The 3,500-nt window shown below is 54.9% G+C and carries 3 protein-coding genes; all 3 read left to right on the top strand.

Annotated features, from left to right (window positions below; genetic code table 11):
* The first annotated feature begins 204 nt into the window (after positions 1-204).
* The 3 genes from CO664_RS29890 (at position 205) to CO664_RS29880 (ending at position 3,257) form a co-directional block, all read left to right on the top strand.
* On the top strand, positions 205-705 hold the full coding sequence (locus CO664_RS29890; RefSeq protein ID WP_234819739.1) for an Lrp/AsnC family transcriptional regulator: 501 nt from the start codon (positions 205-207) through the stop codon (positions 703-705).
* Between the two features lie 317 nt (positions 706-1,022).
* The gene (locus CO664_RS29885; protein WP_097528123.1) at positions 1,023-1,982 is read left to right on the top strand and encodes an aminotransferase class IV; all 960 of its coding nucleotides are present in this window, start codon (positions 1,023-1,025) and stop codon (positions 1,980-1,982) included.
* Positions 1,983-2,066: 84 nt separating this feature from the next.
* Positions 2,067-3,257 (top strand): glycine C-acetyltransferase, encoded by a 1,191-nt coding sequence (locus tag CO664_RS29880; RefSeq protein WP_097528124.1) that lies wholly within the window; start codon positions 2,067-2,069, stop codon positions 3,255-3,257.
* Positions 3,258-3,500 lie beyond the last annotated feature (243 nt).

The following is a 3,500-nucleotide window of genomic DNA, read 5'->3' as shown; positions in this document are numbered from 1 at the left end:
TGCGTCAACCTCACCCCAAAAGCGGGTCTCTCCCTCCCGGCCGGATTCAGCGACAGCGATCGCGTTCTTCAGTTTGGTGCCAGAACCGCGCGTCGTCGTCGTTGCATACATCTATTGCATGTGAAACGTACATTGCACCTTCGGCTAAAAGTTGGTGCGTGCTTCATAGAAGGCCATGGAGTAAGATAGCCAACGGTTACCTCGGTGCTGCCGATCGGTATCGAAGAGGAAGGCTGGAGCTGCAAAATTATGCTGGATGATCTCGATCGACGGCTCATCGCCGCACTTCAAAAGAACAATAGATTGTCGTTCGCAGAATTGGCTGAGATCGTTGGTTCTTCGGCAGCCTCGTGCATGCGGCGAGTCAACAAGCTTCGAGCGGACGCCGTGATCATTGCCGACATTGCGCTCGTGGATCCGAAAGCTCTGGGGAAGTCCCTGACTGTTGTTGTTAACGTGGAACTAGACCGGGAACGCCTGGATCTTGTCGACGAGTTCAAGCGCGCCATGCGCGCTGCAAAAGAAGTAACCCAATGCTACATGGTCACGGGAGACGCAGATTTCGTCCTGATCGTCGCAGTGGAAGACGTCGAAGCGTTCGACGTGTTCGTTAAGACTAAGCTCTATACGAACCCCAACGTGCGCAAGTTTAGAAGCATGATCACACTCGACCGTGTGAAGTTCGAACCTCGCATCTTGGTCTAAGGCCTATTCGGCCTGATTTTTTTTGTCAGCAGACTGTGATTTTTGATGCGCCTATTGCGCTTGCGGCCCCGATTTGATCGTGCATGCGCATGGTTTGATGCGATGAATAAGTGCATCTGGCGTTTTGCCGGATCGTACGGACAAGCGGCTTCGGTTCTCTTGTTCTTCACGCAGACGTTAGAAATTCCAGATCAAACGGGATTGTAGAGCGACCGATAAATAGCAACAGGCTTGTGCGTGGAAAGTACATGAAGTCCCTCAAGGACGGCATGACGCGCGCAGAGATCTTTGCGTAGCCACGTTTAGAGGAAGAAAACATGACAGTTGCCACGACGGAGCCGGTGGTGGGAGTTCCGAAACTCGAACCTAGGCATAAGGATACGCGCCGTTATCCACACGGTATCGCCTTCATGGACGGACAGTATCTCCCAATGTCAGAAGCGAAGGTCTCGGTCCTTGATTGGGGCTTCTTGCACTCGGACGCCACCTACGATACCGTGCACGTCTGGGCGGGGCGCTTCTTTAGATTGGATCTGCATCTTGATCGCTTCTTCAGGGGAATGGAGCGTCTCAGAATGAAGTTGCCCTACGATCGCCAAGAGGTCGAACGGATTCTTTCGAACTGCGTTGCTCTTTCAGGGCACAAATCAGCCTATGTAGAGATGATATGCACGCGCGGCGGATCACCGACATTTAGCCGCGACCCGCGCGAAGCTGAGAACCGGTTCATTGCCTTTGCTGTGCCTTTCGGCTCGGTTGCCAACAAAGAACAGTTGGAGCGAGGTTTGCACGTCGGCGTAAGCGAAACCGTTCGAATCCCGCCAAAGTCAGTGGATCCGACAATCAAGAATTACCACTGGCTTGACCTGGTGAAAGGCCTTTTCGACGCTTACGATGCTGGGGCCGAAACCGCCCTAGTTTTGGACACCAATGGAAATATTGCCGAAGGTCCAGGCTTTAACGTCTTCATTGTTAAAAGCGGTCAATTGAAGACTCCAGCCTTTGGGGTTCTTCCAGGGATTACGCGGCAGACCGTATTCGACCTGTGCAAGGAAGTCGGACTAGTGGTTACTGCTGTGGACCTATCGCGTGATGAACTGAACGAAGCGGACGAGGTATTCATCACCTCCACTGCGGGGGGTATCATGCCAGTGACGCGTGTTGATGGTTCCTCCATCAGTAGCGGCAGAGTTGGGATCGTGACTCGCCAACTGATGGATCTGTACTGGCAAAAGCATTCGGATGATGCTTGGTCGACTCCTGTAAACTATGCTTGACTAGTAAAGCGCTAGCTTTGGAGAGACGGTTCCCCCGCTAAGTGAGGAGCCGGCATTTTGGGCAGGACACCCCAGGATACATTTATGACCGAAACCTTTCTTGCGCACCTTAGACAGGAGCTGGCAGAACTTAAGTCCGCCGGTCTCTACAAGTTCGAACGGATTATTACGTCGCCCCAGTCTTCGGAGATCAGGGTTGCCGATGGTAGAAATGCATTAAATTTCTGCGCCAACAACTATTTGGGCCTCGCGGACAACGAAGAGATCGCAAACGCGGCCAAGAAGGCGCTCGACCGCTATGGTTATGGGATGGCTTCGGTACGCTTCATTTGCGGCACGCAGGAGGAGCACAAGCAGCTTGAAGCGAGGATTTCCCGCTTCCTGGCCATGGCAGATGCCATCCTTTACTCCTCCTGCTTCGATGCAAATGCCGGCCTGTTCGAGACGCTTCTAGGCGAAGAGGATGCAATCATCTCTGATGCGCTAAACCATGCGTCAATCATTGATGGCGTGCGGCTCAGCAAGGCGAAACGCTTTCGCTACGCCAATAACGACATGGCGGCGCTGGAGGAGGAACTGAAGAAGGCGGACGGTGCGCGCTTCAAGTTGATCGCGACCGATGGCGTGTTCTCGATGGACGGCATCATCGCAAATCTCAAGGGCATCTGCGACCTGGCCGACAAGTACGATGCTATGGTCATGGTGGACGATAGCCACGCCGTCGGCTTCGTCGGTGAGCATGGACGGGGCTCTGCCGAGTATTGCGGCGTGGAGGGTAGGGTAGACATTGTCACCGGCACGCTCGGCAAGGCGCTCGGCGGCGCCTCGGGGGGCTATACCTCCGGCGGGACGGAGGTGATCGATTGGCTGCGTCAGCGCTCTAGGCCCTATCTCTTCTCGAACACGCTGGCGCCGGTGATTGCCGCTGCCTCGCTGAAGGTGTTCGACATCGTCGAGAACGGAAGCACTTTGCGCAAAAAGCTGTATGCTAACGCCGAACGTTTTCGGTCGAAGATGAGAAAAGCCGGCTTCAGCCTGGCCGGCGCCGACCACCCCATCATTTCGGTGATGTTGGGCGACGCGTTTCTGGCCCAGCGCATGGCCGAGGAAATGCTGACGCGTGAAATCTATGTTGTCGGATTTTATTTTCCGGTCGTCCCGAAAGGGCAAGCACGTATCCGGACTCAAATGTCTGCAGCGCATTCCTTCCCTGATATCGATCGCGCAGTCGAGGCCTTCGTGGAGGTCGGCAAAGAACTCGGCGTCATTCCATAGCCAAATCCGCGCGCAGTGGCAGATTCATCTCGAACAAAATTCGCATAGTTCAGATGGGCTTGTGTTGCCACAAAATCGAGCGGCAGGGTCGTCTCGGACGCGGGCAGCGGCACCCCTGTGCTGGCCAGTTGCAAGTGCTGGACTGACAGGCTGCGCCCGTACACTTCGTAACCATACGGCCGAGGCCGCGGTGGCTTCGATTTCGCTAGGGGGCGTTCAAATTAAAGAGCTGCAACGCCCTCG

This window comes from Sinorhizobium sp. NG07B (genome assembly GCF_002532005.1).
Lineage (GTDB): Bacteria > Pseudomonadota > Alphaproteobacteria > Rhizobiales > Rhizobiaceae > Sinorhizobium > Sinorhizobium fredii_C.
This window is presented reverse-complemented; position numbering and strand designations above follow the sequence as displayed.

Excerpts from the sequence above, each read along its gene's own strand:
- CO664_RS29885 (WP_097528123.1), top strand. The coding sequence starts at position 1,023 with ATGACAGTTGCCACGACGGAGCCGGTGGTGGGAGTTCCGAAACTCGAA.
- CO664_RS29880 (WP_097528124.1), top strand. The coding sequence starts at position 2,067 with ATGACCGAAACCTTTCTTGCGCACCTTAGACAGGAGCTGGCAGAACTT.